The sequence below is a fragment of the Enterobacter sp. ENT02 genome (genome assembly GCF_019219165.1).
Taxonomy (GTDB): domain Bacteria; phylum Pseudomonadota; class Gammaproteobacteria; order Enterobacterales; family Enterobacteriaceae; genus Enterobacter; species Enterobacter mori.
The window spans coordinates 81,534-107,828 of record NZ_JAHUWD010000005.1 but is presented as its reverse complement, the minus strand read 5'-3'; the positions used below and the strand labels follow the sequence as shown (position 1 = coordinate 107,828).

At 57.3% G+C, this 26,295-nt stretch carries 22 protein-coding genes; 12 read left to right on the top strand and 10 right to left on the bottom strand.

Features of this window, described 5'->3' with window-relative positions; translation table 11 throughout:
* Positions 1-160 precede the first annotated feature (160 nt).
* From KW829_RS16345 to mmuM, 3 genes are all read left to right on the top strand, one after another.
* The gene (locus KW829_RS16345; protein ID WP_218308615.1) at positions 161-544 is read left to right on the top strand and encodes a GFA family protein; all 384 of its coding nucleotides are present in this window, start codon (positions 161-163) and stop codon (positions 542-544) included.
* 253 nt (positions 545-797) lie between these two features.
* On the top strand, positions 798-2,198 hold the full coding sequence (mmuP, locus tag KW829_RS16340) for an S-methylmethionine permease (protein ID WP_218308614.1): 1,401 nt from the start codon (positions 798-800) through the stop codon (positions 2,196-2,198).
* Positions 2,185-3,117: a homocysteine S-methyltransferase gene (gene mmuM / locus KW829_RS16335; RefSeq protein WP_218308613.1), complete on the top strand. Its 933-nt coding sequence runs from the start codon at positions 2,185-2,187 to the stop codon at positions 3,115-3,117. The genes mmuP and mmuM overlap by 14 nt, the downstream gene beginning before the upstream one ends.
* 40 nt (positions 3,118-3,157) lie before the next feature.
* On the opposite strand, the gene fbpC is transcribed toward mmuM, so the two are convergent.
* The 6 genes from fbpC to KW829_RS16305 all read right to left on the bottom strand — a co-directional run bounded on the left by fbpC (position 3,158) and on the right by KW829_RS16305 (position 10,955).
* Complete coding sequence (gene fbpC, locus KW829_RS16330) at positions 3,158-4,204, bottom strand: ferric ABC transporter ATP-binding protein (protein WP_100167153.1); 1,047 nt, start codon at positions 4,202-4,204, stop codon at positions 3,158-3,160.
* Between the two features lie 4 nt (positions 4,205-4,208).
* Positions 4,209-6,287 (bottom strand): iron ABC transporter permease, encoded by a 2,079-nt coding sequence (locus KW829_RS16325; RefSeq protein ID WP_218308612.1) that lies wholly within the window; start codon positions 6,285-6,287, stop codon positions 4,209-4,211.
* 65 nt (positions 6,288-6,352) lie between these two features.
* The gene (locus KW829_RS16320; protein WP_148400274.1) at positions 6,353-7,384 is read right to left on the bottom strand and encodes an ABC transporter substrate-binding protein; all 1,032 of its coding nucleotides are present in this window, start codon (positions 7,382-7,384) and stop codon (positions 6,353-6,355) included.
* Between the two features lie 13 nt (positions 7,385-7,397).
* On the bottom strand, positions 7,398-8,699 hold the full coding sequence (gene uhpC / locus KW829_RS16315; protein ID WP_033487711.1) for an MFS transporter family glucose-6-phosphate receptor UhpC: 1,302 nt from the start codon (positions 8,697-8,699) through the stop codon (positions 7,398-7,400).
* Between the two features lie 85 nt (positions 8,700-8,784).
* Entirely contained in the window at positions 8,785-10,326 is a 1,542-nt protein-coding gene (locus tag KW829_RS16310; RefSeq protein ID WP_218308611.1) for an MASE1 domain-containing protein, read from the bottom strand.
* On the bottom strand, positions 10,326-10,955 hold the full coding sequence (locus tag KW829_RS16305; RefSeq protein ID WP_010427966.1) for a response regulator transcription factor: 630 nt from the start codon (positions 10,953-10,955) through the stop codon (positions 10,326-10,328). Before KW829_RS16305 ends, KW829_RS16310 begins: the two co-directional genes overlap by 1 nt.
* Positions 10,956-11,195: 240 nt before the next feature.
* On the opposite strand from KW829_RS16305, the gene tauA reads away from it, so the two are divergent.
* From tauA to tauD, 4 genes are read left to right on the top strand one after another with little or no spacing between them, the layout of a single operon-like run.
* Positions 11,196-12,158, top strand: a complete 963-nt coding sequence (gene tauA / locus KW829_RS16300; RefSeq protein ID WP_042716721.1) for a taurine ABC transporter substrate-binding protein — start codon at positions 11,196-11,198, stop codon at positions 12,156-12,158.
* A gap of 10 nt (positions 12,159-12,168) precedes the next feature.
* Positions 12,169-12,936 (top strand): taurine ABC transporter ATP-binding subunit, encoded by a 768-nt coding sequence (gene tauB, locus KW829_RS16295; RefSeq protein WP_172701341.1) that lies wholly within the window; start codon positions 12,169-12,171, stop codon positions 12,934-12,936.
* Positions 12,933-13,760, top strand: coding sequence for a taurine ABC transporter permease TauC (gene tauC, locus KW829_RS16290; protein ID WP_010427972.1), 828 nt, complete (start codon positions 12,933-12,935; stop codon positions 13,758-13,760). The genes tauB and tauC overlap by 4 nt, the downstream gene beginning before the upstream one ends.
* Positions 13,757-14,605, top strand: coding sequence for a taurine dioxygenase (tauD, locus tag KW829_RS16285; protein ID WP_218308610.1), 849 nt, complete (start codon positions 13,757-13,759; stop codon positions 14,603-14,605). Before tauC ends, tauD begins: the two co-directional genes overlap by 4 nt.
* Before the next feature lie 104 nt (positions 14,606-14,709).
* Here tauD and KW829_RS16280 read toward each other — a convergent pair whose 3' ends face one another.
* Complete coding sequence (locus KW829_RS16280) at positions 14,710-16,410, bottom strand: lysophospholipid acyltransferase family protein (RefSeq protein ID WP_172701342.1); 1,701 nt, start codon at positions 16,408-16,410, stop codon at positions 14,710-14,712.
* A 72-nt stretch (positions 16,411-16,482) separates the two neighbouring features.
* Complete coding sequence (gene hemB, locus KW829_RS16275; RefSeq protein WP_010427978.1) at positions 16,483-17,457, bottom strand: porphobilinogen synthase; 975 nt, start codon at positions 17,455-17,457, stop codon at positions 16,483-16,485.
* 450 nt (positions 17,458-17,907) lie between these two features.
* On the opposite strand from hemB, the gene KW829_RS16270 reads away from it, so the two are divergent.
* The gene (locus KW829_RS16270) at positions 17,908-20,682 is read left to right on the top strand and encodes an autotransporter outer membrane beta-barrel domain-containing protein (protein WP_218308609.1); all 2,775 of its coding nucleotides are present in this window, start codon (positions 17,908-17,910) and stop codon (positions 20,680-20,682) included.
* A 92-nt stretch (positions 20,683-20,774) separates the two neighbouring features.
* Positions 20,775-21,404, top strand: a complete 630-nt coding sequence (locus KW829_RS16265) for a helix-turn-helix domain-containing protein (protein ID WP_029484991.1) — start codon at positions 20,775-20,777, stop codon at positions 21,402-21,404.
* Between the two features lies 1 nt (position 21,405).
* On the opposite strand, the gene ampH is transcribed toward KW829_RS16265, so the two are convergent.
* Positions 21,406-22,566 (bottom strand): D-alanyl-D-alanine-carboxypeptidase/endopeptidase AmpH, encoded by a 1,161-nt coding sequence (gene ampH / locus KW829_RS16260; RefSeq protein ID WP_089599247.1) that lies wholly within the window; start codon positions 22,564-22,566, stop codon positions 21,406-21,408.
* A 204-nt stretch (positions 22,567-22,770) separates the two neighbouring features.
* On the opposite strand from ampH, the gene KW829_RS16255 reads away from it, so the two are divergent.
* The 3 genes from KW829_RS16255 (at position 22,771) to KW829_RS16245 (ending at position 25,751) form a co-directional block, all read left to right on the top strand.
* A complete protein-coding gene (locus KW829_RS16255) occupies positions 22,771-23,304 on the top strand; it encodes an isochorismatase family protein (protein WP_010427984.1) in 534 nt (177 codons plus the stop codon).
* 114 nt (positions 23,305-23,418) lie between these two features.
* Positions 23,419-24,639, top strand: coding sequence for a peptide antibiotic transporter SbmA (gene sbmA, locus KW829_RS16250; RefSeq protein WP_089599248.1), 1,221 nt, complete (start codon positions 23,419-23,421; stop codon positions 24,637-24,639).
* Positions 24,640-24,653: 14 nt separating this feature from the next.
* Entirely contained in the window at positions 24,654-25,751 is a 1,098-nt protein-coding gene (locus tag KW829_RS16245) for a DUF1615 domain-containing protein (RefSeq protein ID WP_042716710.1), read from the top strand.
* Here KW829_RS16245 and KW829_RS16240 read toward each other — a convergent pair.
* The gene (locus KW829_RS16240; protein ID WP_108415685.1) at positions 25,748-26,050 is read right to left on the bottom strand and encodes a DUF2755 family protein; all 303 of its coding nucleotides are present in this window, start codon (positions 26,048-26,050) and stop codon (positions 25,748-25,750) included. The two genes, KW829_RS16245 and KW829_RS16240, sit on opposite strands and share 4 nt — an antisense overlap.
* Between the last annotated feature and the right edge of the window lie 245 nt (positions 26,051-26,295).

Here is a 26,295-nt window from a genome sequence, read left to right as displayed (position 1 = left end):
CCTGGTAACGAATAAGCAGTGTCGACTATAGAACTGATTTGAGGATTTACCAATAATTCTGCGGCTGGCGTGCCGGGCGATGGCTTCGCCTGACCCGGACTATCAAACCTCAATCATGTGTTATGTTTAGATGAGATTTTAAACAGCTCAGGACGACAGCATGGAAAAGGTCTTTTCAGGCGGGTGCTTATGCGGCGCGGTTCGCTTTACCGCTGCGAACGGGGGCAATGTGCATACCTGTTCGTGCGATATCTGTCAGAAACACACTGGCGCACAAACCGTCGTATGGATTGAGTTCCCGGCGGAAAACGTGCAGTGGACCGGTCCGGGCGGACGTCCGGCGACATGGCGATCGTCGGACTTCTCCAGCCGGGCGTTTTGCCCCACCTGCGGCAGTTCTATCGGCGCGATTGATGATTCACCCACCGTTGCCTTATTTACTGGCGTGTTTGACGATCCGGACCAGCCGGAGTTTGCCCCGGAAAATCACTCCTTCGACGACATGATGCCTGCCTGGTGGCGACATACCATGAGGGAAGCGTAAAAGTATGATCCGAGGGTTTGTCGATACCACTTTCGCCTGACCGAGAATCTCAGTTATTCACGCCATGCTGTAAGCATCTGCTTGCGGAGGTGCTTATGGCCTGGCGTCCGATTCTCTATGTGATCCTCACAACCCATCCCCGACTCAGCGCGCGGCGTGCCCGTCTGCGTCTGGTCATCTAGCTTTTTATTAACAATCGCGGTATAACACACCTTCTTTGGATGTTTAGATGTCCATACGTTTAGAAGGTAATATGCAAACACAACAAGAAAATGGGCAGCTTAAGCGCACCATGAAAACACGCCACCTGATTATGCTTTCGCTGGGTGGCGTGATTGGCACAGGGTTATTTTTCAATACGGGTTATATCATTTCGACGACCGGGGCGGCGGGCACGCTGCTGGCGTACCTGATTGGCGCGCTGGTGGTCTGGCTGGTGATGCAGTGTCTGGGCGAACTTTCCGTGGCGATGCCGGAAACCGGCGCGTTCCACGTCTACGCCGCCCGCTATCTGGGTCCGGCGACGGGCTACACCGTGGCGTGGCTCTACTGGCTCACCTGGACGGTGGCGCTCGGCTCGAGCTTTACTGCCGCTGGGTTCTGCATGCAGTACTGGTTCCCGCAGGTGCCCGTCTGGGCCTGGTGTGTGGTATTCTGCGCGGTGATTTTTGGCCTCAACGTCATCTCGACGCGCTTCTTTGCTGAAGGTGAATTCTGGTTCTCTCTGGTGAAAGTCATCACCATCATTGCCTTTATTATTCTCGGCGGGGCGGCGATCTTTGGTTTTATCCCGATGCAGGACGGTGCGCCCGCGCCGGGCTTAAGCAACATCACCGCCGAAGGTTGGTTCCCGCACGGCGGCCTGCCGATCCTGATGACCATGGTGGCGGTGAACTTTGCCTTCTCCGGCACCGAGCTTATCGGCATCGCGGCGGGTGAAACCCAAAACCCGCACAAGGTGATTCCGGTGGCGATCCGCACCACCATTGCACGCCTGATTATCTTCTTTATCGGCACCGTGTTTGTACTGGCGGCGCTGATCCCGATGCAGCAGGCCGGGGTAGAAAAAAGCCCGTTCGTGCTGGTGTTCGAAAAGGTCGGTATTCCTTATGCGGCTGATATCTTTAACTTTGTGATCCTGACGGCGATCCTCTCGGCGGCGAACTCCGGTCTGTACGCGTCTGGACGCATGCTGTGGTCGCTCTCGAATGAGAAAACGCTGCCTCGCTGCTTTGCCCGCGTCAACAAAAACGGTGTGCCGCTGGCGGCGCTGTCGGTTTCCATGCTCGGCGGCGTGCTGGCGCTGTTCTCAAGCGTGATTGCGCCGGACACGGTGTTTGTGGCGCTGTCTGCAATTTCCGGGTTTGCGGTGGTGGCGGTGTGGATCAGCATCTGCGCGTCGCACTTCGTTTTCCGTCGCCGCCATTTGCAGTCCGGCCAGCCGCTCTCTGCGCTGCAGTACCGTGCGCCGTGGTATCCACTGGTGCCGGTGCTCGGTTTTATCCTCTGCGTGGTGGCCTGTGTCGGCCTGTGGTTTGATCCGAGCCAGCGCATTGCGCTTTACTGCGGGCTGCCGTTTGTCGCCCTGTGTTATGGTGCGTACTACCTGACCCGAAATCTGACATCGCAGGAGACTGAACATGTCGCAGAATAATCCGCTTACCGCCCTCCTTGAAAAGCAGCCCTTCGTGGTGCTGGATGGCGCGATGGCAACGGAGCTGGAAGCGCGCGGCTGTAACCTGGCAGACAGCCTCTGGTCTGCCAAAGTGCTGGTTGAAAACCCGGATCTCATCCGCGAAGTGCATCTTGATTACTACCGCGCGGGTGCGCAGGTGGCGATCACCGCCAGCTATCAGGCCACGCCTGCGGGCTTTTCCGCGCGCGGTCTGGACGAGGCGCAGTCCCGCGCGCTGATTGGTAAAAGCGTGGAGCTGGCGCGTAAGGCGCGCGAAGCGTATCTGGCTGAAAATCCGCATGCGGGCACGCTGCTGGTGGCGGGATCTGTCGGGCCATACGGAGCCTATCTGGCGGATGGCTCAGAGTATCGCGGCGACTACGTGCGCAGTGCGCAAGAATTCACCACCTTCCATCGTCCTCGAGTGGAAGCGCTGCTGGATGCGGGCGCTGACCTGCTGGCCTGCGAAACCCTACCGTCCTTTGAGGAGATTAAGGCGCTGGCGGCGTTGCTGTCTGAATACCCCCGCGCCCGGGCGTGGTTCTCCTTCACCTTACGCGACAGCGAGCACCTGAGCGACGGTACGCCGCTGCGTGAGGTGGTCAGCGTACTGGCGAACTCGCCGCACATTGTCGCCCTGGGCATTAACTGCATCGCCCTGGAAAACACCACCGCGGCGCTGAAGCATCTGCAAAGCCTGACGGCGCTGCCACTGGTGGTCTACCCGAACTCGGGCGAGCACTATGACGCGGTAACCAAAACCTGGCACCACCACGGCGAAGCGTGCGAGACGCTGGCAGGGTTTCTGCCGCAGTGGCTGGCTGCCGGGGCGAAGCTGATTGGCGGGTGCTGTCGCACCACGCCGAAAGATATTGCTGAGCTGAACGCGCAGCGCTGAGTCTTTTGCCGGGTGGCGGCTGCGCCTCACCCGGCACACATCATGCCGCCTCCGCCAGTACAAACATCCCGTACGGGTGGATCTCAAGATAGTACGCATCGCCCACGTCCGGCTGCAGGCGCGTGGCGTTAACCTGCAGTAAAATCTCCTGTCCGTGCCAGTCGACAATCACCTCATACTGCGGACCCATATAGGCGACGTGGCGGATAGTGCAGCGCTGGCTCGCCTCGCCGTGCTGGCTGAGCGTAATCGCCTCCGGACGCACGCCGACGGTGCCTTCGCCCTGGGTAGCAAAGTGCAGCGGACGCGGCAGACGATAGCCGTGGATTTCCACGACATCCTCGCTGAAGCGGGCCGGGAAGAGGTTGGCATCCCCCATAAAACTCGCCATAAAGCGAGACGCCGGTTGCCGATAGAGATCCTGAGGCGAGCCAATCTGCATAATGTTGCCCTTGTTCATCACCAGCACGGTGTCGGAAACCGCAAACGCCTCGCTTTGATCGTGCGTCACGTACAGCGAGGTGATGTTGAACTGCTTTTGCAGCTCGCGGATTTTGTCCCGCATGCTGCGCCTGAGGTTCGCATCGAGGTTGCTCAGCGGTTCATCGAACAGCAACACTTTGGGTTTGAGGATCAGAGCGCGGGCCAGCGCCACGCGCTGCTGCTGGCCGCCGGAAATCTGATCCACATAGCGATCTTCAAACCCCTCAAGGTCAACCATCGCCAGGGCTTCTTTGACCCGCGTTTTTATCTCTGCGCGCGAAACGCCCAGCATCTTCAGACCGTAGCCCACGTTTTCGCCCAGCGACATATGCGGGAAGAGCGCGTAGGACTGGAACACCATACAGATATCGCGCTGCTGAATGGAGCGGTGGGTCACATCCTCACCATCGATGTAAATCTGCCCTTCAGTCGGTTTTTCCAGCCCGGCAACCAGGCGCAGCACGGTGGTTTTACCGCAGCCTGACGGGCCGAGCAGCGTTACCATTTGTCCCTGCGGGATCGCCAGGTTGATGTTTTCAATTACCGTGTTTGCGCCAAAGCGTTTGGTCACGTTGCGCAGTTCAACAAAATGTTTCTCAGTCATAGTGTTACGCCTGGTTTTTGGCTTTTGAACGGGAGATACGCGCCTCGCCGATCAGCCAGTCAAAGAGGAAAATGATCGCCAGCATGACCACAATCAGGATCGAGCCGTAGGCAATCGCCACACCGTATTCGCCGTCTTCCACGCGGTTCAGAATGTAGGCCGTTGCCACGCGGGTGTCCGGCGTGACGAGGAACACAATGGCGCTGACGGTGGTGATGGCGCGCACAAAGCTGTAAATCAGTGCTGATAAAATGGCCGGACGCAGCAGCGGCAGCAGGATGTGGGTGATGGTGCGCAGGCTTCCGGCACGCAGGCTCAGCGAGGCCTCGTCCAGTGACTTGTCGATCTGCCCTAATCCCGCGATCCCGGCGCGAATCCCCACCGGCACGTTACGCATTACCATGGAGATAATCACGATGGCGGCGGTGCCCGTGAGGTACACTGGCGCGCTGTTAAAGGCCAGAATGTACGACACGCCCGCCACGGTACCCGGTACGGCAAAGCACAGCATGGTGGTGAACTCGATGGTCTTTTTACCCCGGAACTGCTGGCGCACCACAACCCAGGCAATCAGCAGTCCGAAGGCGGCGGTGATCGGCGCGGCAATCCCGGCGTAGAGCAGGGTATCGAGCAGCGAAGGCCACGCGCCGTCGCTCATCCCCTGGCCGAACAGCTTGATAAAGTTATCCAGCGTCAGGGTGTAATCCACGCCCCAGTTGACGGTAAAGCTGCCGTAGAAAATGCTGCCGTAGAGCAGGGCGTTAAAGGCGATCCACACCGCCAGCAGGGCGATCACGCTCCACACCAGCGTCACCGGCAGCGGCTGCACGTCGCCGCGGTACGATTTACCGGACACGGTGACGTAGGAGCGCTTGCCGATCCACATGTACTGGATGCAGAACACCAGCAGCGAGAACAGCAGCAGGAAGGCCCCAAGGGTACTCGCTGCCTGATAATCCAGCTGTGAGCCGGTAATGTAGAAGTAGATCTGCGTGGCCAGCACGTCGAAGTTCCCGCCCAGCACCAGCGGGTTACTGAAGTCGGCCAGCGACTGCACAATCACGATTAAGAACGCATTCGCCAGCGCCGGTTTCAGCAGCGGCACGAAGACGCCGTTAAAGGTCTGCCAGCGGCTGGCACGCAGGGTGTACGAGGCCTCTTCCAGCGACGGGTGGATGGTTTTGATCGCGCCGTCGAGGATCATAAAGGCCATCGGCGTGAAGGCCAGCACCTGCGCCAGCCAGATGCCGGTGAAGCCGTACAGCCAGTTGGTATTGGTTAACCCAAACCAGTCCACCATCAGCTCCGTCATATAGCCAGAGCGCCCCATCATCAGCGTAACGCCCAACCCCACCACAAACGGCGGGGTCACGATGGGGAGAATCGAGAAGATACGTCCAATGATGGCGCTGCGTTTGGCGATGCGCGTGGTGTAGATCGCCAGCACCAGGCCAAAGAAGGTGCAGCCGACCCCGACGGCTATCGACAGCAGAATCGAGTTGATGATGACCTGGATAATGTGCGCCTGCGACAGCACGTTCATAAAGGCCAGCGGGGCGAATTCACCTGCGTCGTTGGTGAACATCGGAATGAAAATGGCGATGCTCGGCCAGACGATAAAAATACCGATCAGCGCCACGATGGTAATCAGCGAGCCGATGACAAAGCGATCGCCGCCCAGCCACTCCAGGCGGGTGAGGGCCAGCGTCATGATGGCGCCCAGGGCAACAAACAGCACGATGGTGGCATAGCCTAAACCGCGTCCTTCCACGGTGGCGCTAATGACCACGAACGCCATACACAGCAGCGCCCAGCCCGCGTCAAGATAGTGGCGGCTGCGCTGCTCGCGCTTTGCTTCCTTAAACGGGCGCACCAGCAGCAGGCTCGGCAGCAGGTACCACAGCCAGCTGACGTTGACATGGGACCAGCCGTAGGCGTCGAGGATCTCATCCCCGGTAGACTCCAGCAGGCCGTAATCAAGGCTCCAGCTCGGCAGCAGGGCAAAGGCCAGCCAGCCGAGTAAAACCCACAGGAATACCGCATCCCGCTTTGTGGCGGAATGAAGAGCAAGTGTCTGTGACATAAGTTTTCCGGGTGTTGGATGCCCGGCAAAGGAATGCTGCCGGGCGATGACCACTGTTCGCGGGCTTATTTACCCATCTTCACGTCGCTGACCCATTTATTGATCAGCGCTTTACGCACGTCCGTGGAGCCGTACTTGTCCATGTCATAGCTGATGAGCTTCAGGTCATCGAGCTTGAGCGAGTTCGGCGAAGTTTCCGCCGTGGTGTTGGTCAGGATTTGGTAGGACTTGCCCTTCTTCCACGCCAGCTCCTGCGCTTCTTTGGAGAGCACCCAGTCCACGAACAGCTTCGCGTTCTCTTCGTTGCGCGCGCCCTTCAGAATGCTCACGCCGCCAATTTCATACCCGGTGCCTTCGCACGGAGAGATCAGCTCCAGCGGCGCACCCTGCTCTTTTTCCAGCGAGTAGTCGTGCAGGAAGCCGATGCCGATGGCGGTTTCACCGCGCGCGGCGTTACGTGCCGGGGCAATGCCGGATTTGGTGTACTGAGACACGTTGCTGTTCAGCTGTTTCAGGTAGTCGAAGGCCTGATCTTCCCCCCACAGCTGGACGAAGGTTGCCAGCGCGGTATAGGCGGTGCCGGAGCTTTGCGGATCGGCGATCTGGATCTCGCCCTTGTATTCCGGTTTGGTCAGATCCTTCCAGCATTTTGGGACCGGCAGGTTTTTCTCTTTCAGGCGCTGGGTGTTGACGCCAAAGCCTAAGATCCCGACGTAAACCGCTGAAGAGAGGTTGCCCTTCACCTTGGCCGGATCGCGGAATTTCTCCATGATCTGTTCCAGGTTTTTCGATTTATAGGGCTGGAGTAGCCCCATTTCACCGGCCTGGGACTGCGGATCGAGCGTGCCGCCGTACCAGACATCGGCCTGCGGGTTTTTCTTCTCGGCATCCACTTTCGCCAGCGTGCTGCCGGAGCCGTTGCGGATAAACGAGGTTTTAACATCGTACTTTTCACCGAACGCTTTGGTTTCGACTTCGCACATTTCGTTGGTGGCGCTGCAGTACACCACCAGACGGCCTTTGGCCTGTGCGGCACCGGTTAAGGTAGCCAGCGCGATCCCGGAAGCTATGAGGGTAGAGAGAAGCGTTGTTTTCATTATTCAGCCCTTTTTATGACGTTATGTGACTGCGAGAAGCGGTGATGCCCGCCATCAGCAAGGGCATCAGTAATAAACCCATCAGGACGGCGGCAATCGAGAGCAAACTGAACATCCCCGACCAGCCGTAGCGTTCAATCACCTGCGACAAAGGCCACCCGGCCAGCGAGGCGCCCAGATAGGCAAATACGCCCAGAAAGCCGGTAATCGAGCCTGCCGCCTGTTTGTGTCCACACTCAACGGCGGCAAGGCCAATGAGCATCTGCGGACCGAAGACGAAAAATCCGACCGTAAAAAAGCACATCGCCAGCAGGGCATAGTGGTGAACCGGTGCCAGCCACAGCGCGGCGACAGACACCATCAGCCCCAGCGTGAACAGCAAAATCATCGGTGCACGCTGGCCGCTGAACAGCAGGTCTGACCCCCATCCAGCAAACAATGCGCCCAGTAAGCCGCCCACTTCGAACAGCATCACCGTGGCGTTGGCGCTGAGCAGGTTCACGCCGTGGCTTTCTGCCAGCCAGATGTTGCCCCAGTCGTTCAGGGCGATACGGATGAGATACACCAGCACATACGACGCCCCGAGCAGCCAGATCATCGGGTTTTGCAGCATGGTGGTGCGCAACATCTGCCATAGCCCCATCGGCGGGCTTTGCTGCTGCTGGCGCAGCTCCAGCGGATCGCTCCGCCACTCCCCGACCGTGGGCAGACCCTCTTCCTGCGGTGTGCCCCGCAGCTGTGTGGTCAGCCACAGGCCGAGCACGATGCTGATAATCCCCGGTGTCAGCATCGCCGCTTGCCAGCCCCATCGGTGGGCGGCAACGGCGCAAATCAACGGAATAATCGCGCCACCGATATTGATGGAGGTATTCCAGCAACCCCACCAGAAGCCGCGCTCGTTACGCGAATACCAGTGGGTCAGCAGCCTGGCGCAGGGTGGCCAGCCCCAGCCCTGAAAGAAGCCGTTCAGCGTCCAGATAAACAGCAGCAGCGGGAACGCATCGCTAAAGCTGAACAGCACGTTCAGCACGCCCGTTGCCAGCAGCCCGATGCCCATAAAGGCGCGCTGTCCGTGGCTGTCGTGCCAGAGTCCGGCGGCAAATTTGGACAGCCCGTAGCTGAGATAAAACAGCGAGCCGATAAGCCCGATATCGCCCTTGCTGAGCCCCAAATCCAGCTGCAGCGCGGGTAAAACAGTGTTCAGGCTTTTTCGCGTCAGGTAAAACGCGGCGTAGCCAATCACCATACAAAGGAGCAGCCTGGGGCGCAGCGCCCGGTAACGTTGTGAAACCTCTTCAGCAGACAGTGCGTGCATGGCGTTCTCCGTTTGAGATGACTGTAGGGAAGTGCGGCATAAATGGGATGAGACAAAGTCTGGAGTGACTAAGACTTTTTCCTGGTCAGCGCGGCGTTTGTTGCAAATTTGTGGGCAGGTTAACAATTACGCGCGTCCCGAGACGGGATTCCAGCGTCAGTTCGCCGCCGAGCGCCGAGACGCGTTCGCGCATGCCCTGAATGCCGAAGCCGGGCTGCTGCTGCGGGCTGATGCCGCTGCCGTTATCGTGCACCTCAAGGTACAGCCGCGCGTGACGCTGGCAGAGCAGAATCGTGACCTCACTGGCGTTGGCGTGTTTGCAGACGTTGTTGAGCAGCTCCTGTAGCAGGCGATACAGCGTAAAGACCAGCGTTTCGCTCTCCGGCGGCGTGGGAAGCCGGTAATCAAAACGGCAGCGGATCCCGCGTTCAGCAAAGGCGAACTCGTTGACCAGGTGGTGCAGAGCCTCGTGGAGCGACAGCTCGTCGAGCACGGGTGGGCGGAGCTGGCGCAGCAGCTGGCGCGTGGAGTGGTGAATACGCCGCGCGAGGTCGTTGATCTGTCCGGCGGCCTCAATGGCGAGCGGCGTATCGCTCGCCCGCTTCACCAGCTGAGACTGGATCTGGATAGCGGTGATGTTCTGGCCAATTTCGTCGTGAAGCTCGCGCGCCAGCTGCTTGCGGGTGTCCTCTTCGGAATGGATCAGTTTTTCCGCCAGCGCCCGTCTGGCCTGAAGTTCACTCTCAAGCCGGTGGCGATAGCGTTCGAGGTTCATCGCCAGATGCTGCTGGCGGCTGATGGCGATCCCCAGGCCAATCCCCAGCAGCGACTGGGTAGAGAGAAAAATTTCCAGTTCGAGAAGGTCGCTAAACCCAACGCCTACCTGGCGGGCAATGGTGATCATCATGCTGCCGAGCAGCCCGGAAAGGACACCGCCCTGCCAGCCGAATTTCCACGCCATCACCACGTTGGGCAGGAACACGACAATCAGCAGCAGTCGCTCCAGCGCCGGGGAGAGCACCATCTGCGTGCCGATGCCGATAATGAAAAACAGGCTGCACCAGATAATCAGCGAGGTACGCAGCGGCGGATTGCTGGTGTCCAGCCCCAGCAGATGGTAACGATGCTGCTGGCGTAAAAATTCGAAGACCAGATAGACGAACGGCGTAAGCAGTACGCCACCGGTAAATGAGCCGAGCAAAAGCAGCGTGGCCGGGCTGTCCAGAAAGGGCGACAGGAGCAAGGTTTGCAGCAGGGCATTCACCGTCACCGCCGCAATCAGCGTCGACAGCCGCTGCCAGTAGAGCGGGAAGCGGTGCCAGTACCGCTGCGCCAGCCAGGCGCTGACGATGCCGATAAGCGGCACGGCAAGCATCAGATAACGCGTGAGGAGCTGCTCACCGTGCAGCCACAGAATGGCGGCAAGGGGGGGAAGAATTAATGCAGGCCAGTAATGGCGTGAAAGTAAAATCATCAGCGCCAGCCACACCCCCTGCGGCAGAAACAGCACCGCCTGCTGGCCGTTGTGGGTAAGGTAGAAGCTCAGCGTCCACAGCATCAGCCAGCCGGTTCCCCAGGCCAGCATAATGAACAGGGACAGGATCAGATGCCGGACAGCGCGCCGCATCAGTGGCCCGTGAGCAGTTGGTTATCAAGCGCGAAGTGCACCAGGTCGATGGTACTGCTGCACTGAAGCTTGCCCAGCACGTTGGCGCGATGGACATGAACGGTTTTATGGCTCAGCGAAAGCGTATAGGCAATCTCCTTCACGCTTTCGCCTTTCACCAGCAGTTCAAACACTTCGCGCTCGCGCGGAGTGAGCGCCTCAAGCACTTTTGGCATCGGCTCGCCGCCGCGCAGCGCTTTTACCGCATCGGCGCACAGGTAATGCCCGCCCATGCCGACGGCGCGCACGGCCTGCACCAGCTCCTCCGGGCCGCAGCGCTTAGTAAGATAGCCGCTTGCACCCGCGTCGAGGGCACTTTGCACAAAGGCCGGTGTGTCGTAGATGCTCAGGATGATGGCGCGAAACGTCGGCCGCTGCTGGCGCAGGCGCTTGAGCAGGCTAAGACCGTTTTCGTCCGGCATCGCGACGTCCATCACCGCCACGTCGATATCGTTGCGCGACAGGGCGGGCCACGCCTCCGCCGCGCTGCTAAACTGGCCCTCAACGATCACATCCTCTTCCAGATTTAACAGTTGGGCGAAACCGGAACGCACCACCACGTGATCGTCCACCAGCACCACTTTAATCATCTCGACACCCTTTGCTCATTCGTTGACCTATGATGCCCGTTGCCGGCGGGCTGGCAATCCTGCGGCTGCGGTTATGTAACCGATGTAACAAAATTGCAATAAAGCCACAGCCCACTTTTTAACTATCCTTTGCCGGTTTTTTTCTAAAAACGATTCGGAATGAGCGATACCTTTTTATTCCTTTATCAAAATTCCCGCGCCGGAAATACTGCCCTCATAACAACAAGGGGAGCAGGCACTATGGCAATTTCATCGCGAATCACATTACTCGGCGCACTGGCGCTGTGGGCTTTTCAGGCGCAGGCGGTAGACGTCACCGTTGCGTATCAGACCTCTGCGGAACCGGCGAAAGTCGCGCAGGCGGACAACACCTTTGCCAAAGAGAGCGGCGCGAAAGTCGACTGGCGCAAGTTCGACAGCGGGGCATCCGTCGTGCGTGCGTTAGCCTCTGGCGACGTGCAGATCGGCAATATTGGATCCAGCCCGCTGGCGGTGGCGGCCAGCCAGCAGGTGCCGATTGAGGTGTTCCTGCTCGCCTCACAGCTCGGTAACTCTGAAGCGCTGGTGGTGAAGAAAAACATCACCAAACCGGAAGATCTGATCGGCAAACGCATCGCCGTGCCGTTCATTTCAACTACGCACTACAGCCTGCTGGCGGCGCTGAAACACTGGGGCATCAAGCCGGGTCAGGTACAAATTCTCAACCTGCAGCCGCCGGCGATTATCGCCGCCTGGCAGCGCGGCGACATTGACGGTGCCTACGTCTGGGCACCGGCGGTGAACGAGCTGGAAAAAGACGGCACCGTGCTGACCGACTCTGAAAAAGTGGGCCAGTGGGGCGCGCCAACCCTCGACGTGTGGGTCGTGCGCAAAGACTTTGCCGAGAAACATCCTGAGGTGGTGAAAGCCTTTGCGAAAAGCGCGATTGACGCCCAGCAGCCGTACATCAGCAACCCGGATGAATGGCTGAAGCAGCCCGCCAACCTGGAAAAACTCTCCCGCCTGAGCGGCGTGCCGGAGGCGGACGTGCCGGGACTGGTGAAAGGCAATACCTATCTGACCCCCGCGCAGCAGGTGCAGCAGCTGACCGGGCCGGTGAACAAAGCGATTGTGGATACCGCCACCTTCCTGAAAGAGCAGGGCAAAGTGCCTGCGGTGGCAGCGGATTACAGCCAGTACGTGACCGATCGTTTTGTGAAATAAGGAGTCCGCCATGCTGAATATTACGAACCTGTATGCCGATTACGGTGGTAAACCCGCGCTGGAGGACATCGACCTGACGCTGGACAGCGGTGAGCTGCTGGTGGTGCTGGGCCCGTCAGGGTGCGGAAAAACCACGCTGCTGAATCTGATCGCCGGGTTTGTCCCTTATCAGCATGGCACCATTCAACTGGAAGGCAAAAAGGTGGAAGGCCCGGGCGCCGAGCGCGGCGTGGTCTTCCAGAATGAAGGGCTGCTCCCCTGGCGCAACGTGCAGGAAAACGTGGCGTTTGGGCTGCAGCTGGCGGGTGTTAATCGTGAACTGCGGCTGGAAACGGCGCGGGCGATGCTGAAAAAAGTGGGGCTGGAAGGGGCGGAAAAACGCTTTATCTGGCAGCTTTCCGGCGGCCAGCGGCAGCGCGTCGGGATTGCCCGCGCGCTGGCCGCAAATCCGCAGCTGTTGCTGCTGGACGAGCCGTTCGGGGCGCTGGATGCCTTCACCCGCGAGCAGATGCAAACCCTGCTGCTGCGCCTGTGGCATGAGACGGGCAAGCAGGTGCTGTTGATTACCCACGATATCGAAGAGGCGGTGTTTATGGCGACCGAGCTGGTGCTACTCTCGCCGGGGCCGGGCCGCGTGCTGGAGCGTTTGCCGCTGGATTTCGCCCGCCGCTACGTCGCGGGAGAACCCGTGCGCAGCATCAAATCCGATCCGCTGTTTATCGAACAGCGTGAATACGTCTTAAGCCGCGTGTTTGAACAACGGGAGGCTTTCTCATGAGCATCGTCTTCAGTGAAAAAACGCGCCGCACGCGTCTGGCGCTGCGCTGGCCTTTCTCGCGCCAAATCACCTTGAGCGTCGGTACGCTGCTGGTCTTACTGGCGGTGTGGTGGGCGGTTGCTGCCCAGCAGTGGGTCAGCCCGCTGTTTCTGCCGCCGCCGGGACAGGTGCTGGCCAAACTCATTACCATCGCCGGGCCGCAGGGCTTTATGGATGCCACGCTCTGGCAGCACTTAGGTGCAAGTCTGGCGCGTATTCTGGTGGCGCTGCTGGCGGCGGTAATTATCGGGATTCCGGTCGGGATCGCGATGGGCTTAAGCCCGACGGTGCGCGGCATACTCGACCCGCTGATTGAGCTTTACCGTCCGGTGCCGCCGCTGGCCTATCTGCCGTTGATGGTTATCTGGTTCGGCATCGGTGAAACGTCAAAAATCCTGCTGATTTATCTGGCGATTTTTGCCCCGGTTGCCATGTCGGCGCTGGCAGGCGTTAAAAGCGCCCAGCAGGTGCGGATCCGCGCGGCGCAGTCGCTGGGAGCCAGCCGCACGCAGGTGCTGCTGTTCGTGATTTTACCGGGCGCACTGCCGGAGATTTTAACCGGGCTGCGCATCGGCCTCGGCGTGGGCTGGTCCACGCTGGTGGCGGCAGAGCTGATTGCAGCCACGCGCGGCCTTGGGTTTATGGTGCAGTCGGCGGGAGAGTTCCTGGCGACTGACGTGGTACTGGCAGGGATCGCGGTGATCGCCGCGATCGCCTTTGGATTAGAACTGGGGCTGCGCGCGTTACAGCGCCGCCTGACGCCCTGGCATGGAGAAATACAATGAGTGAACGTCTGACCATTACCCCGCTGGGGCCGTACATTGGCGCGCAGGTGTCGGGCCTGGATGTGACCCGTCCGCTGAGCGATAACCAGTTCGAGCAGCTGTACCACGCGGTGCTGCGCCATCAGGTGGTGTTCCTGCGCGAACAGGCGATCACCCCGCAGCAGCAGCGCGCGCTGGCCCTGCGCTTTGGCGATCTGCATATCCACCCGGTCTATCCGCATGCGGAAGGCGTGGAGGAGATTATCGTTCTGGACACCCACAACGATAACCCGCCGGACAATGACAACTGGCACACCGACGTGACCTTTATCGAGACGCCACCCGCCGGGGCGATTCTGGCGGCGAAGCTGCTGCCGGAGACGGGCGGGGATACGCTGTGGGCCAGCGGCATTGCGGCGTATGAGGCGCTCTCCGCGCCGTTCCGGACGCTGCTGAGCGGGCTGCGGGCGGAGCACGACTTCAAAAAATCGTTCCAGGAGTACAAGTACCGTAAAACGGAAGAGGAACATCAGCGCTGGCAGGAGGCGGTAGCGAAGCATCCTCCGCTGCTGCACCCGGTGGTGCGCACCCATCCGGTCACGGGCAAGCAGGCGCTGTTCGTGAACGAAGGGTTCACAACGCGCATCGTGGACGTATCCGAGAAAGAGAGTGAGGCGCTGCTGGGGTTCCTCTTCGCGCATATCACAAAGCCGGAGTTTCAGGTGCGCTGGCGCTGGCAGGAGAACGACCTGGCGATCTGGGATAACCGGGTAACGCAGCACTATGCCAATGCGGACTATCTTCCGCAGCGCAGGATTATGCAGCGGGCGACGATTTTGGGGGATAAGCCGTTTTACCGTCCTTGAACCGTCGCACCCGTAGGCCGGGTAAGGCGTAGCCGCCACCCGGCAATTGTGCACCGTTCTTGCCGGGTGGCGCTGCGCTTACCCGGCCTACAAAAACCGCACATTTAAAGGTGCGCCTCAATATACCGCTGATAGCGGTTCGCCTTCAGGTAACACAAATCCACCAGCACCAGCCCGTCGACGCAGTTGTTGAACGCCGGGTCGCTGCCGAAATCAATAAACTGTACGCCGCCGGGTTCACAGAGTTCGGAATATTGCTTGTAGAGTGGCGGAATGCCGCAGCCCAGATTGCCGAGCAGGGATTTCAGCTTCGTCAGATCGTCCACGTAATCCACGCCGCCAAACTGCGCAAGCACGTCCGGCAGCGAGGCGGGATACGGCTGACGTGAGGCGGCTAGCGGATGCGTTGCCGGGAACCACAGGCGGTAAAATGCCACCAGCAGATCCCGCGCAGCAGGCGGTAAGCCGCCGGAGATGGAGACCGGGCCAAACAGGTAGCGGTAGTGCGGATAACGCGCCAGATAAGCCCCAATCCCGGACCATAAATAATCCAGGCCGCGGCGTCCCCAGTAGCGCGGCTGAATGAAGCTGCGCCCCAGTTCAATACCGTGTTCCAGTACGTCCTGCATTTTGTCGTCGTAGTGGAACAGGCTATAGCTGTACAACCCTTCCAGACCGCGACGTTCAACCTGTTTTGCGGTCGGCATAAAGCGATATGCGCCGACGATCTCCAGATCCTCTTCATCCCAGAGGATCAGGTGTAGATAATCGTCATCATAGCTGTCCGTGTCCCGGCGTTTGCCGCTCCCTTCCTCCACGGCGCGAAAGGCAATCTCGCGCAGGCGGCCCAGTTCGCGCAGCAGAGGAGCCTCTTCTTGCCCGTTGCGTTGCCACAGGTAGATGGTTTTGCCGTCGCTGGTTTTCCCCAGACACTCGGCCTGCGCCAGTTCACGCCTCAGCATAGCCCGGTCTTCAGGACGGGCAATGGCGCACTGGGTTTTAAAGACGCCAGGCACTCCCTTGCCAAGACGCATCACGTGCTGACGACACTGCTCGGCCATCTCACGCGACGAAAGGGTGGCGCTATGCCAGTGATGCCACGCAATCTGCTGGCCGATTTTAATCGGCAGCTGGCTATGGCGTCGGCGGAACATCTGCTGCATCAGCAGCAGCAAGGACAGCGTCGGCGACACCAGCGTGCTGGCATAAAAGAGCAGGCTGTTATGCGCCTGAATATGCACCGGCAGCAGCGGGGCGCGCAGCTTGCTGGCGAGTTTGATAAAGCCGGAATGCCATTTCTTATCGCGAATGCCCTTGCGCGTGGGGCGGGAAACTTCGCCTGCCGGGAAGAAGACCAGCACGCCTGCGTTTTGCAGATGCTGTTCCATCTTAACCAGGGATGTTTTCGCCGTCCTGCCACCCATATTGTCCACCGGAATAAACAGCGAACTGAGAGGCTCAAGGTGAGTCAGCATCCGGTTGGTCACAACTTTAACATCGCGTCGCACGCGGGAGACGGCGTACATCAGCGCCAGCCCGTCCAGCGTACCCGTCGGGTGGTTGGCAATAATGACCAGCGGGCCATGTTCGGGGATTTGTTCGAGATCGCGGGCGGAAACTGTGCAGAGAATATCAAGGTGTTCCAGAACTTGCTCCACCATATCCAGCCCTTTCAGGTGGCGGTGGGCTGCGGCAAATTGCTGAAATTCGTCTTCGTAAAACAGTCTTTTTAACAGACTTTTTTGCCAGGGGGCAGGCCTCGCCTGAGGCCAAAGATCGTCGAGAACGCTATCGAGGCTAAACATGGTTACTCCTCCTGCCGTCTTGCGAAGACAGTAGAAGGAGCAGATGTCGGTTGTATTGCAGTTTGGTGAAGATTAGCGGAGGATTTTCTTCTCAGCCAGATCCAGCGCGAAGTAGCTGAAGATCAGGTCCGCACCCGCGCGTTTGATCGCGCCCAGGCTTTCGAGGACCACTTTCTCTTCGTCAATCGCCCCTGCCCGCGCGGCGAATTTGATCATCGCGTACTCGCCACTGACCTGGTAAGCGCCCAGCGGCAGCTCGGTGCGCTCGCGGATGTCGCGCAGGATGTCGAGGTACGCGCCCGCTGGTTTCACCATCAGGCAGTCTGCGCCCTGGGCTTCATCCAGCAGGGATTCACGAATCGCCTCGCGGCGGTTCAGCGGGTTCATCTGATAGGTTTTACGATCGCCCTTCAGCGCCGTACCCGCCGCTTCACGGAACGGACCGTAGAAGGAGGAGGCAAATTTAGTGGAGTAGGACATGATGGCGGTATCGGTAAAGCCCGCCGCGTCCAGCGCCTGACGAATCGCCTGAACCTGTCCGTCCATTGCCGCAGATGGGGCGATGAAGTCCGCACCTGCAGCGGCAGCGACGACCGCCTGCTTGCCGAGGTTCAGCAGGGTAGCATCGTTGTCCACGCCGTGATCGCACAGCACGCCGCAGTGGCCGTGAGACGTGTATTCGCAGAAGCAGGTGTCGGACATTACCACCATTTCCGGCACGGTCTCTTTGCAGATGCGGGACATGCGGGCGACGAGGCCATCTTCTTTCCATGCATCGCTGCCGGTGGCGTCGGTATGGTGAGAGATGCCGAAGGTCATCACCGAGCGGATCCCCGCGTTGGCGATGCGTTCAATCTCACGCGCCAGATGTTTTTCCGGAATGCGCATCACGCCCGGCATCGCCTCGATGGCTTTGTAGTCATCGATCTCTTCTTCGACAAAAATCGGCAACACCAGATCGTTTAAGGTCAGGGTTGTCTCTTCAAACATAGCGCGCAGTGCAGGTGACTTGCGCAGGCGGCGGGGACGTGCAATTAAATCGGTCATGGTATGCCTGATGTTTGTGGAACAAAGAAGACCAGTGTACATGAAAGTGAAGAGGGGTGTTTTACGAAATTGGGCATTTTGATGTTGCGAAATGCGCTAAAACAAGCTGCATCAAATGTCGATATTATAGAATGAATAATGGTTTTTTAGGTGCGTGAAATATTGGCGGAAGTTTTGAATTGAATGGAAGGTATAATTATAAATGATCTATTGTTTTTTATTATATTGGCTGGGTCAATAAAATAGAATTGTAATTTGCTGATTTTATAATATTTATTCAGGGTGATTCTTATTGTTTCGTTTTTTAGAAGTGAGTTGTCTGGATACGGACTTAATTGAATCATTCATTGAACCTTTTAGAAATGAAACTGCATAATTCCCTCCGCAATTAAACATTGCAAAATGATTTGACGGACAAACTTGCTTACGTCCCTGAGGAGGGATGACCCAATGCAAACATGGAAAAAGAAACTGGTTGTATCTCAACTTGCATTAGCCTGCACCCTGGCTATCGCTTCTCAGGCTAATGCGAAGGATATTTCCGGCACGACGTATAATACGTTTGGATATGATAATACCGCCTCTACCCCCTGGTATTATGGTTATGCAGATTGGGATTACTCGGATGCCACCCATGATGGTGATATTTATCCGGTGATTAACAAATCCACGGTAAACGGTGTTATTTCAACATACTATCTGGATGATGGCGTTAAAGGCCGGGCGAATGCGTTAAGTATTTCCAACAGCACCATCAACGGCATGATCACGTCTGAGTGTATGACCACGACGTGTGCCGATGGCACGGAGACGGATGGTACTGCACATACGCCGTATGACCGTTTTAGCCTGACGGTAGATAACAGCACCATCAATGACACCTACGAGCATTATGCTTATGACGTTGTGAATGGTGACACCACCGAAACCCATTATCTGGACACCTACGGTCTGGGTAACGCCATTACGCTGGATGTAGAGTCTGATATCGTTATTCAGAATAACTCCCACGTAGCCGGTATCACGCTGACGCAGGGTTATCAGGAACTGGATAATACCCCGTATGACGGTGTGGAAGGCGTTGCCAATAGTAGCAACATCTTTACCGATACCCTGGTGGTGAAAGACTCCGTGCTGACCTCCGGCGCATACAGCGATCTGGGTACCAGCGGTTTCTATGGTCAAACGGCCAAGCCGAGCGACTACGGTGAAACCAACGCGACGGCGGCGGATGACGCGGCGCTGATCGTGGCTGCCAGCGCGTCTGACAACGCGATGCAGACGACAGCGACGTTCGATCACTCCACCGTCACAGGTGACATCCTGTTCTCCAGTACCTTCGATAACAACTTCTACGAGAATGGCGACCCGGCAACCGATACCACCGATGACGGTGTGTATAACCCAACCACCAACGGCTGGGATGGCACCGATACACTGGATGTCACTCTGACTAACGGCAGTAAGTGGGTGGGTGCAGCGCAGTCCAGCGTCGAAGCCATCGGCACCGCGCAAATGTACGGTCAGGGCTATAGCGATGTCGACTGGCGTACGCTCTCGCCAAACAGCATCTGGCCTGATTCTACCTTCGACACCAACGGTCACGTTGCGGGTGAAGAGGTTTATCAGAGCGGTCTGTTCAACGTGGCGCTGGATAACGGTTCCGAGTGGGATACCCGTAAAGTCTCCAACATTGACGCGCTGACGGTGAATAATCAGTCGCAGGTCAATGTTGAAAACTCTGGCCTGCTGGCGGACACCATCACGCTGACCAATGCTTCAACGCTGAATATCGGCGACAGCGGCGCCGTCGCGACCGACAGCCTGTACCTGGACAGCTACAGCCGCGCAGCGCTGACTGAAGAGACCGCTGAGCTGTATGCCAACACCATTACCGTAGACAACGGTGCCGAGCTGGCGCTGGGTATGGGTCAGGTTGATACGCACAACATGGTGCTGACCGACGGCGGCGTGCTGAACGTGGCCAGCCGCGATTACGTGCTGAACAGCGATCTGAACAACGCACGCTATATCACCAACGATAAGTACAATGCCGATTACGACTACGGCGTTGTGGCGATTAATTCTGATGGCCATCTGTCAGTGAACGGTGACGTTGCAGGTAACTACAAAGTGCGCATCGATGATGCGACCGGTGCCGGTTCCGTTGCCGATTACAAAAATAAAGAGATCGTCCGCATCTATGACAATAACGCGGATACCACAGCCAGCTTTGCTGCCGCGAACAAAGCCGATTTAGGTGCCTACACCTATCAGGCGCAGCAGAAAGGTGACACCGTTGTTCTGCAGCAGAAAGAGCTGACCGACTATGCCAACATGGCGCTGAGCATCCCGTCTGCTAACAGCAACATCTGGAACCTGCAGCAGGATACCGTCGGCACGCGTCTGACCAACAGCCGCCACGGCCTGGCGGATAACGGCGGAGCGTGGGTGAGCTACTTCGGTGGTAACTTCGACGCTGATAATGGCAACGTTAGCTACGATCAGGACGTGAGCGGCATTATGGTCGGTCTGGATACCCAGATTGACGGTAACAATGCGAAATGGATCGTAGGTGGAGCGGCAGGCTTCGCGAAGGGCGATATCAGCGATCGTACCGGTCAGGTTGATCAGGACAGTCAGACTGCGATGGTCTACGCGTCAGCGAAGTTCATGAACGATCTGTTCCTCGACAGCTCCCTGAGCTACACCCGCTTCAACAACGATCTCTCCGCTACCATGAGCAACGGCCAGTATGTTGACGGTGACACCACGACCGATGCGGTCGGCTTTGGGATGAAACTGGGCTACGACTGGAAACCAAACCTGTCTGGCTACATCACGCCTTACGCGGCGGTATCCGGCCTGTTCCAGTCCGGGGATGACTATCAGCTGAGCAACGACATGCGAATTGATGGGCAGTCATACGACAGCCTGCGTTATGAGCTTGGCGTAGATGCGGGTTATACCTTCAATTACGGCGGAGAGCAGGCGTTGACGCCTTACTTCAAGCTGGCTTACGTGTATGACGATGCCGACAACAATGCTGATGTGAACGACGACAGCATCGACAACGGTGTTGAAGGTTCCGCGGTTCGTGTGGGTCTGGGCACGCAGTTCAGCTTCACGAAGAACTTCAGCGCATATACTGATGCAACTTATCTCGGTGGCGGCGACGTTGACCAGAACTGGGGTGCAAATCTGGGTGTGAAATATACCTGGTAAAATATAAAAAGCGGGGGAATATTTCCCCCGCTTTTTTATATAACAATTAAAAATAATCGAGAACCGACAGATACAGATGACTTGAGGTCTGCATGAATGTTAATGCGAAGCCACTTTCTGAATTAAGCCGGATCGTACAGTGCCTGGAAGTCGCCAGCACCCCTTTTAAGACCGCGCCACAGAAATTAATTTCAACCGCTAATAATGAGGATGATGTTCCATACACATTTGTAATACAAACCGGCGTCGTTGCCATCCACAGAAAGTCAGATGAACTTCTCGTGGGGATTGCAAAGGCACCCTATATTTATGGTTTAAGCGCGTGGGTAAATAATAGCCATCAGGAATATGTGATGATGGCGCATTCACATTGCTCAGGTTTTTATTTACCGGCCTCTTCACTGTACCAACGGCTTCAGCAAGCCTCACTCTGGCAAGACGCCTTTTGTTGGCTGTCGTGGATCAACCATCATCTGGGTAAACGTGACATGCAACTGGTGGGGAATAACTCTTACAGCCAGATCCGGGCCATGCTCATTAATATGGCCGAGTGGGATGAAACGCTGCGCTCAAAAATTGGCGTTATGAATCATATTCAGCGTAGCACAGGGATCTCACGCTCTGTGGTCGCGGAAGTACTGGCAGCGCTGCGGCAGGGTAATTATATTACGATGAGCCGGGGCAAACTGGTTAGCATCAACCGTCTGCCCGCGGACTATTAGGTCAGTTAGACGCCGTCAGCACCTGCGCTTTATTCGCGCTCAGCTCAGCAACCAGATTATTGATGCCATCGCTCATGTTAACGAAGCGCGTGTTTGGCGAGCGGGTGACGACCACAAACGCCCCTACGTTGGACTGCGGGATCATCGCCATATAGGTGATGAATCCGCCACCGCCGCCGGTTTTCTGAATAATGCCCGGGCGGCCGTCTTTCGGCGCCATGTACACCCAGCCCAAACCGAGGGCGTCGGCTTTACCCGGTACGTCCATACCGATAACGCGGGTCAGTTGGGTACGCTGATAAATCAGCGTTTGCATGCGGTCGGCCTGGTGGGTGCGAGAGTAGAAATCCGAAGAGAGGAACTGCTGCATCCAGCGCATCATGTCGCCAGGCGTTGAATACACACCACCGCTGCCGATCGCCGCCAGGGTGTTATTACACGGGCTGGCACCTTTTTCAGCGACCATCAGGCGACGGCACTGGTCAGGGGAGGGGGTAAAGGTGGTGTCCTTCATCCCCAACGGACGGGTAATCTGCTCTTCAAACAGCTGAGGATAGGGTTTACCCGAAGCGGTCGATAACGCATCGGCCAGCAGATCAAACGCGAGGTTTGAATAGGCGGCCTGCGAACCCGGCGTGGTTTTCAGCGTCGCGGTGCTCAGGTAATTCCAGCGCTGTTCGCGCGTCGGCCAGACAAAGACGGGACGATGTGCCGCGCCGCCAGGTTGTTCTCGCGGCAGGGCACTGGTGTGGGTCGCCAGGTTGACCAGTCTGATGGGGGCACCCTGATAAGTCGGGACGCGAGCGCCTGGTGGTGCGTATTTGCTGAGCGGGTCGTCGAGTTTAACCACGCCCTGGTCGAGAAGCTTCACCAGCATTTCGCTGGTCATCAGCTTGGTGATGGAGGCAATACGGATCACCGAATCCAGCTGCGGGTGAATGTTATTCCCCGGGCGCGTTTCACCAAAGCTGCGAAACACGCGCTGGTTACCGTCAATGACCACCAGCGCCATTCCCGTCCCGCCGCTACCGTAATAGATCAGGTTCGCGTAGCGATCGGCGATATCAGAGGCTAAAACCGGGGCCGTCAGCGGCTGCGCTGCCTGGGCGGTGGAAAAGCTCACCGCACATAGCGCGGCGAAAGAGAGCAGACAACGTTTCAACGAAAAGCATCCATCAAGTAAATAAGGAAAGTTAGGGGTATTTATACTACTAATCGGTAAGCTGCAAAGGCCCGAATTGCATAACGATAGCGAGAAAAACGTAACCATGGGTAAATATGAACAATTTACTTGCGGCCTGGATCCCATTTTGTGACATCGGGCTTATGATAGGCACCAGTGCGACTCAATCTTGCGGAGAACGGTATGTCTGATAAGCGTGTGGTTATGGTGGTTGATATGCAGAACGGGGTATTCGAGACGCCGCGTCATCAGCGCGAGAAATGTGTCTCTCTGATCAACCAGCTTACGCAGGCAGCCGACAGGGTGGTTTTTATACAGCATACCGAAGCCGGGGGCCTGGAAGAGGGAAGTGAAGGGTTTGCGTTGCTTCCTGAGCTAAATCAGCCAGCAGGTGCGTTGTACGTCACCAAAACCGCCTGTGATGCCTTCTATAACACCGCGCTTGAGACGCTGTTGCGTGAACAGGGCATTCGCGAGTTTGTCATTTGCGGCTGTGCCACCGATTACTGTGTCGATGCCACCCTCAAAAACGGCGTCAGCCGGGGCTACCACATCACGGTTGCTGAAGATGCCCACACCACGGCCAATCGCCCGGCGGCGGAAGCCCAGGTTCTGATTGCGCACTACAACGATGTCTGGCGTAACTTCATCGCCCCTGCCAATCCACCTTCGGTGAAACGCACCGAAACAATTCTCGAAAACTGGAAAGCGAACTAATAATAAACCCACGGGTCTGACCTTTTTGCCTGCGCCGCTGGCGGGTTCAGGTCAGATTTTCGTGTGGTGATGTGTTGAGCACAGCAACAGCCAGAACAACAAAAAGGAAGCACAATGTTTAAGTCTTTTTTCCCAAAGCCGGGGCCTTTTTTCCTGTCGGCATTTATTTGGGCACTGATTGCTGTCATTTTCTGGCAGGCGGGCGGCGGCGCATGGCTGACGCGTATCACGGGGGCAACGGGTGAGGTGCCAATTAGCGCCGCGCGCTTCTGGTCGCTCAGCTACCTGCTGTTTTACGCCTACTACACGGTCTGCGTAGGGCTGTTTGCGGTTTTCTGGTTTATCTACTCTCCACACCGCTGGCAATACTGGTCGATTCTGGGCACCTCGCTGATCATCTTTGTGACCTGGTTCCTGGTCGAAGTCGGCGTGGCGGTGAACGCCTGGTATGCCCCCTTCTACGATCTGATCCAGACGGCGCTGAGTTCCCCGCATAAGGTGACGATTAACCAGTTCTACCATGAGGTGGGTATCTTCCTCGGCATCGCCCTGATTGCGGTCATCATTGGCGTGATGAACAATTTCTTCGTTAGCCACTATGTCTTCCGCTGGCGTACCGCCATGAACGAACACTATATGGCGCACTGGCAGCACCTGCGTCATATCGAAGGTGCCGCGCAGCGTGTGCAGGAAGACACCATGCGTTTTGCCTCTACGCTTGAAGACATGGGTGTCAGTTTTATCAACGCCATTATGACGCTGATCGCCTTCCTGCCGGTGCTGGTGACGCTTTCCGCACATGTGCCGGAGCTGCCGATTATTGGTCACCTGCCGTATGGTCTGGTTATCGCCGCGATTGTCTGGTCGTTGATGGGCACGGGGCTGCTGGCGGTGGTCGGCATCAAGCTGCCGGGTCTGGAGTTTAAAAATCAGCGTGTCGAAGCGGCCTACCGTAAAGAGCTGGTTTACGGCGAAGATGATGCTAACCGCGCCTCGCCACCGACCGTTCGCGAACTGTTTGGCGCCGTGCGTCGCAACTATTTCCGCCTCTATTTCCACTATATGTATTTCAACATTGCACGCATTCTGTATCTGCAGGTTGATAACGTTTTCGGTTTGTTCCTGCTGTTCCCGTCGATTGTTGCGGGTACGATTACGCTGGGCCTGATGACGCAGATCACCAACGTCTTTGGTCAGGTGCGCGGTTCGTTCCAGTATCTGATCAGCTCCTGGACCACGCTGGTGGAACTGATGTCCATCTACAAACGTTTACGCAGTTTCGAGCGCGAGCTGGACGATAAAGATCTGCAGGAAGTCACCAACACATTGAGCTAATACAGGGAGTTGCTATGTCTTTTGCCGTACCGCGTACGTTATCGCTGTCCTTACTTGCTGCCCTGGTACTGGCGGGGTGTGCCGAGAAAGGGGCCACGCCACTCAAAAAAGGGGAAAAGCCCGTGGACGTGGCGAGCGTTGTCCGGCAAAAAATGCCCTCCAGCGTGAAGGATCGCAATGCGTGGGCGGACGCGCTGGCAAAGACCTTTGAAAGCCAGAAAATTGCCCCTACCGAGGAGAATATCTGCTCGGTGCTGGCGGTGGCGCAGCAGGAATCAATGTACCAGTCAGACCCGGTCGTGCCGGGTCTGAACAAAATTGCCTGGAAAGAGATCGACCGCCGCGCGGAATCGATGCATATCCCGGTGTTCCTGGTCCATACCGCGCTTAAAATCACCTCGCCAAACGGCAAAAGCTATAGCGATAGGCTGGATACGGTGAAAACTGAGAAACAGCTAAGCGCTATTTTTGATGACTTCATCAACATGGTGCCGATGGGGCAAAAACTGTTTGGCTCGCTTAACCCGGTACACACCGGCGGTCCGATGCAGGTCAGCATCGCGTTTGCAGAAAAACATACCGACGGTTATCCGTGGAAAATTGACGGAACGGTGCGTCAGGAGGTCTTCTCCCTGCGCGGCGGGCTCTGGTTTGGCACTTATCACCTTCTTAACTACCCGGCGAATTACAGCGAGCCGCTGTACCGCTTTGCAGACTTTAACGCGGGCTGGTATGCCAGCAGGAACGCAGCGTTCCAGAATGCCGTGAGCCGGGCATCCGGGGTGAAGCTGGCGCTGGATGGCGATCTGATTGCCTACGGCAGCAGCGAAGCGGGTACGACCGAACGGGCAGTGCGCAAACTGGCGACAAAGCTGGATATGAGCAACAGCGATATTCGCCGTCAGCTGGAGAAGGGCGACAGTCTGGCGTTTGAGAAAACGGATTTGTATCAACAGGTCTTTGCGCTGGCAGAGAAGAAAAGTGGAAAAGCGTTACCGAGGGCTATCCTGCCCGGAATTCAGCTCGAGAGCCCGAAGATCACGCGTAACCTGACTACTGCATGGTTTGCGAAACGCGTCGATGACCGCCGGGCTCGCTGTATGGGGCTTTAGAAACGACGGCGCAGGCGAAGCACTAAGGCAATGACGCCAAGAATCATGCACCCGACGAGGAACGGGACCAGGCCAAACAGGGTGCTTACCCCGAAACCGATCTCAACGCGTGGGCGCCCGCTATCCTGAACCTGCATCAGATGTTCATAAACGCCTGGCGCATGAACCAGCATGTTGAGAAGCTGTGAGCCTGCCCAGAAGCAGAACAGCACAAACAGGGCATAGGCGATATTACCCGCCGTGGAGGTTTTTGGTTGTTTGCCGCCAAAAATCGGTTTCGACAATGTAAAATCAGCCATAAAGACCTCCCGAAATGTCACTCTGTTTTATACGTTTCGTATAGGGTGAGTTTGACAGGTCATCGCATTTGTCAATATCAGAATCGTGGTAATTTACCCTCAGGAATGCTCCTGGATTGATGATTTCTGCATCACATCACAATTTGATCACTTAAGTGAAATTGCGTCGCGTTTCAGAATTTCCGCATTCGCCACAGACCCGGCCATAAAACTGTGAGAGGATGTCTTTTTTTCCTGCCGGAGTT